This is a genomic window from Streptomyces bambusae, from assembly GCF_019400985.1.
In the GTDB taxonomy this organism is placed as follows: domain Bacteria; phylum Actinomycetota; class Actinomycetes; order Streptomycetales; family Streptomycetaceae; genus Streptomyces; species Streptomyces bambusae_A.
In genome coordinates this window covers 1-5,219 of the sequence record NZ_WTFF01000426.1, presented here as the reverse complement: position 1 = coordinate 5,219, position 5,219 = coordinate 1, and the positions used below count along the sequence as shown (strand labels likewise).

Annotated in this window: 4 protein-coding genes; all 4 read left to right on the top strand. The window is 73.9% G+C overall.

The genetic code is table 11. The features are described from left to right. Positions 1-399 precede the first annotated feature (399 nt). The 4 genes from GPJ59_RS33225 (at position 400) to GPJ59_RS33210 (ending at position 5,121) form a co-directional block, all read left to right on the top strand. A complete protein-coding gene (locus GPJ59_RS33225) occupies positions 400-1,221 on the top strand; it encodes a hypothetical protein (RefSeq protein WP_308120623.1) in 822 nt (273 codons plus the stop codon). Beyond that, positions 1,218-2,672: an SsgA family sporulation/cell division regulator gene (locus GPJ59_RS38980; RefSeq protein WP_374200984.1), complete on the top strand. Its 1,455-nt coding sequence runs from the start codon at positions 1,218-1,220 to the stop codon at positions 2,670-2,672. Before GPJ59_RS33225 ends, GPJ59_RS38980 begins: the two co-directional genes overlap by 4 nt. Before the next feature lie 484 nt (positions 2,673-3,156). Next, positions 3,157-4,218: a 3-oxoacyl-ACP synthase III family protein gene (locus GPJ59_RS33215; RefSeq protein ID WP_219671633.1), complete on the top strand. Its 1,062-nt coding sequence runs from the start codon at positions 3,157-3,159 to the stop codon at positions 4,216-4,218. 3 nt (positions 4,219-4,221) lie between these two features. Further along, positions 4,222-5,121: a hypothetical protein gene (locus tag GPJ59_RS33210; protein ID WP_219671632.1), complete on the top strand. Its 900-nt coding sequence runs from the start codon at positions 4,222-4,224 to the stop codon at positions 5,119-5,121. The last annotated feature ends 98 nt before the right edge of the window (positions 5,122-5,219 follow it).

The window sequence follows — 5,219 nt, the reverse complement described above, 5'->3', positions numbered from 1 at the left end:
AGTGGCCGCACCGGGGGCGGGGGGTCCCGGCGGGGGGGGGGGGAGGGGGGGAAGGGGTGGGTGGGGAGGGGGGCGCGGGCGCGTCCTGGGGGGTGGGGTGGGGCGGGGGTGGGGTGGGGTGGGGGGTGGGGGGCCCGGCGGGTCCGCGGAGCAGGGGATCGGCGGATCAGGGGACCGGGGGATCCGCGGATCGGCGGGGCAGCTCTGCCGGTCCGCCGCCGGGGGCGTTGCCGGTGTGGGTGGTGTAGCCCGCGCCCCCGTCGGCGCCCCCTCGCCCACGGCTATGACCTGAATCACAGGGCTGCCGGGAGGGGGATGTTCCGCGGGCCGCACCTAAGAGGGAGGGCGTGAGGCGATACGCAGGAACCGCCCAGACCGCCGTGACGCAAGGGAGCGGATGTGCCGACTGAGCTCGAAGGCGAAGGCATCGCAGTCCGCCCTCTGCTGCACGCGACGCAGCCGTACGAGCCGGAGGACGTCGAGGGCGCCGCCCTGCGCGCCGCCCGGCTGGCGGCCGACGCGCGCATAGTCGAGGTGCTGCGGCGGGACGAATTCACCGGACCGCGCTACGACCGGTTCGTCGAGCGCCTGACCGGCTACGGCTGGACCACCATGGTCAAGTGGTGCGGGAGCGGTGAGGTCTTCCGCCGGGCCTTCGACGCGGGCCGCCCGGTGCCCCGGCACATGGAAATGGAAGCGGCGAACTGGTCCCAGGACGACCGACTGGAGATCTCCACCGACAGCGTGATCAAAGGGCTGCAGGTGTTCCGCAGATACGCGCTGGTGAAGGGCGGCTGGAGCCCGACGGGCGGTGCGAACCTCACCACGTACTACATGGGCGCCGTCATCCGCGCGTTCCCCACGGTCTACAAGACCTGGTACGAGCGCCACATGCTCGGGCAGGCCGAACTGCGCCGCCCGGCCCTCGACGAGGACGGGGACGCGGACCCGATGGCCGCCATCCCCGACCAACGGGCGGCCGATCCGTACCAGTCCGCGGCCGTGCACGACGAGGTGCGCCGGCTGCTGCCCCGGCTCACGGACCCCTTGGTCCGCGAAGGGCTGGGCTGGCAGGCCGTCGGATGCACCCAGGCACAAGCCGCACAACGCGTGGGACTGACCCGCAAGGCGCTCGAACGCCGAACCCACCGTCTGCGCAACAGGCTGAACGACGACGACGGTGGGCGGCGCCAGGAGCCCGGGGAGGGAGCAACACGATGAGCCTGCGACGAAGGGGATCCATGGACCGCCTCGCCGCGATCGACGCGCACGGCGCGGTCCCCGACCGCGCCGGCCACGCCGGACGGCCCGGCCACGACGCCGACGATGTCGTACCGCCCGTACCGCCCGGCCAGGACGGCGGCGACGCCGGACGGCCCGGCCGCGAGGCCGACTTCGTCGGACTGCCGGACTGCTGCGTCGTCGCCATGGTCGGCCTGCCGCCCTGCGACGCCGACGTCGGCTTCGAGACGCTGCTCGAAGACGACCTCGACTTCGAGGCGCTGCTCGACGCGTCCAGCCTCGGTGCGCCGCACGTGACGGCGGTGCTGGGGCTGACACCCGAGCCGGTGCGGCAGCGCATCGCGGCCGCGGCCGCCGGACCGCCCACGCCGGCGGAGCCGGCGCCGGAGCCCGCGTACGACGAACTCGGCGAGCCGGTGGAGGAGGTCCAGGGGGTCCAGGAGGTCGACGAGATCGAGGAGACCGAGGAGATCGAGCCGGTCGGCCCCGGCGAAGGGCGGTGGCCGGCGCCGCAGGGTGGACCGGGGGAGCGGACGGCGGTGGTCCCGGCCGCGGCGTCCTCGACGGCCGCCTCCCTCCCGTTCGCGGTCGACCTGGAGCTCAGATTCGGCCAGGTCCTCCTCGTGCCGTACGACCCCGTCCAGCTGGCGCTGCTCTGGCTGCGGGTGGCGGGCGAGCCGCCCGGGGAATGGGCGGCGCTCGGCGGACGCAGGCTGTGGGGGACCCGGACGGACCCGCCGGTCGTGCTGGAGGGCTGGCCGCCCGCTCCCGCGGGCCGGCTGCCCGCGCTGCGACGCTGGTGGACCTGGCTCACGAGGACCGCCGAACTCACCCCGCCGCCGTACCGGCCGGCGCTGACCTGGGCCGGCGGGGAACGTGTGCTGCCCGGCGAACCCCCGGACGGCATCCGGCGCTGGCGGGAGCGGGACGGCGAGCACGAGCTGCTGCGTGCCGACGTCATTGCCTGCCTGTACGAGGATCCGGCGGACACCTTCCTGTGCCGGCTGGCTGTGCGGCTGACGTACCGGCCGTCCGATCCCTATGCCGTGGAGGCGGTGTTCCACTCCGGCGAGGAGACGGTCGCCTGGGTCTTCGCGCGGGAGCTGCTGGCCGAGGGGCTGCGCGCCAGAGCCGGAGCGGGCGACGTCACGGTGTGGAGCGATGCCGTCGACGACGGCGACGTCTGCGGCGGCGACTCCGGCGACGGAGGGGCCGACGGCCCCCGGGACGGCCGGCGCACGTTCATCGAGCTGAGCCCGCCGGAAGGCACGGCACTGGTGGCGCTGCCGAGCGGCGAGGTGTCGGAGTTCCTCGACGAGTCCGAGCAGTTGGTGGCACGGGGCGAGGAGCCGGAGCACCTGCTGCGCAGACTGGAAGAGCTGGAGGCGGAGTTCAGCCAGCTGACGGCGTCGCCCGGCAGCAAGGACTGAGCGGGCATCGCACACGGCGGGGGCGCGGGGGCACGGTGGGGGATCGCGAGGCACCGCGCGGTACCGAGCTGCGGGGCGTGCGGGGGACACGGGCGGGACGTGTGCGGGGGTGGGAGGTGTGCGGGGGCGACGGGCCGGCGTCCGAAGGGGCGGAGCGGACCGGGGGGTTCCGGACAGTTTCCAGGACACGGCTGCCGCGGAGCGCGGCGGGTCGTGGCGAGTACGCGGCGTACAGGGGCCGGCCGAGCCCTTGCCGTAAGGGGGCCCGGTGTCGGTACAGGGGTCGAAGGTCCCGGCTTCTGGCCGGATGACGACCGTACGGAACCTGGCCGATATCTGACCGGACTTCGCCGCTCCGGGCCTTCGCGTAGCGTGGCCGCAATATCCGTACGCTACGGTAACTTCGCTGTCCGTCACGAATGGCGACTCCTCTGTCATTTCCCGCCCAGGGCCTTCCCTGCGCGGATCGCCATGGAGGCGAAGAATGAGCAACACCCGAATCAGCAGCCGAATAGAAGCCTTAGGGGCCTACCTCCCGGAAACCGTACTGACCACCCGCGAACTGAGCGGGGAAGCGCCCGGACTCGGCGACGTGGACGTCGAGCGCATCACCGGCATCGAGGAGCGCCGCGTCCACGACCCCGACCCCGAGGCCGGGGAGGACTCCTTCGGGATGGCCCTGGCGGCCGCCCGGGACTGCCTGGCCGCCTCCCGCCACCGGGCGGCCGATCTGGACATCGTCATCTCGGCGTCCATCACCCGCTTCACCGACGGCGGACGGTTCCTCTTCGAGCCGTCGTTCGCCGCGCTGCTGGCCAGAGCCCTGGGAGCGCGCTCGGCCGGCCACTTCGACGTCTCCAACGCCTGCGCCGGCATGATGACCGGAGTCCACCTCCTGGACCGGATGATCCGGTCCGGGGCCGTCAGCAACGGCCTCGTCGTCAGCGGGGAGCAGGCCACCCGCGTCGCCCGTACCGCCGCCCGCGAGCTGACCGACTCCTACGACCCGCAGTTCGCCTCGCTCTCGGTGGGCGACTCCGCGGCCGCGGTCGTCCTCGACCGCGCCACCGACGGGGCCGACCGGATCGACTACGTGGAACTCATGACCTGCTCGGCATACTCGCACCTGTGCATGGGCATGCCGAGCGACCGCAGCGAGGGAATCGCGCTCTACACGGACAACCGGAAGATGCACGACCGCGAGCGCCTCAAACTCTGGCCGCGCTTCCACTCGGATTTCCTCACGAAGAACGGCCGGGACTTTGCCGGCGAGGAATTCGACTACATCATCCAGCACCAGGTCGGCACCCGGTTCATCGACTACGCGAACATGACCGGGAGCCAGGAATTCGGCACGCCCATGCCCACCTCCCTCTCGGTCGTGGAGCGGTTCGGGAACACCGCCACCACCTCCCACTTCCTCACCCTGCGCGAGCACCTGAGGGCGGGCACCGCCCGGCGCGGCTCCCGCTTCCTGCTGGTCCCCGCGGCCTCCGGCGTCGTCACCGGGGCCCTTTCGGCCACCATCACGAACGTGGGGGTCTGAGCCATGGGCATGGTCATCACCGCGGCCGGCACCGCCGCGCACACTGACGCCGCGACCCCGGCGTCCGCCGTCGACCTGGCGGCCCGGGCCGCCCGCGACTGCCTCGCGCGCGCCCAGCTCGCGCCCTCGGCCGTCGGCGTGCTCATCAACGTCGGCGTGTACCGGGAGTCCAACACCTTCGAGCCGGCCGTCGCCGCCCTCGTCCAGAAGGAGGTCGGCATCAACCTGGACTACATCGCCGACCCCGAGCCGGCAGCCTGCTTCTCGCTCGACCTCATGAACGGCGCCTCCGGCGTGCTCAACGCCGTCCAGGCCGGCCAGGCCCTGCTGGACACCGCCAGCGCCGAACGCCTCCTGATCACCGCCGCCGACGTGCACCCGGGCGGCTCGGCGAGCCGCGACCCGCACTACCCGTACGCCGACCTGGCCGGCGCCCTGCTGCTGGAGCGCAGCGCCGACCCGGACGCCGGGTTCGGGCCCGTACGGCACTACGCCGCCGACGGCCCGCCCGCCGCCGACGGCCACCTCGACACCGAGGGGTACCTCGACACCGAGGGGTACCTCGACACCGGCACCATGGGCACCGACGGCCGCTCCCTGATCACCGTCCGGCGGGCGCAGGGACACGAGCGCCGGACCGCCGGCCTCGCCACCGCGGCCGTCGCCGACTACGCCACGCGGTACGGCCTCGACCTCGACCGCACCCGGGTGATCGGCCCGCACCCCGCCGCCGACGGCCTCGACACCACAGCGGGCGAACCGCACACCGCCGCGCCCGTCCTCGGCTACCTGCGGGCCCTGGCCGAGCGGGACCGGCCGCGCCGCCACGAGCGCCTGCTGTTCGTCACCGTCGCCGCGGGCGCCGGCGCGACCTGCGTGAGCTACCGGCCCGAGGCGTGGTGAACCCGATGCGCACCACACCGTACGCCGACCGGGGCGCGGGCCGCCCCGGGACCGCGCCGCGCCCGGCCACCGCCGACCCCGACGCGACGGGCCTGCCC

Bases quoted from the DNA above. Each gene is read 5' to 3' on its own strand.
- GPJ59_RS38980 (WP_374200984.1), top strand. From the start codon at position 1,218: ATGAGCCTGCGACGAAGGGGATCCATGGACCGCCTCGCCGCGATCGAC.
- GPJ59_RS33215 (WP_219671633.1), top strand. From the start codon at position 3,157: ATGAGCAACACCCGAATCAGCAGCCGAATAGAAGCCTTAGGGGCCTAC.
- GPJ59_RS33210 (WP_219671632.1), top strand. From the start codon at position 4,222: ATGGGCATGGTCATCACCGCGGCCGGCACCGCCGCGCACACTGACGCC.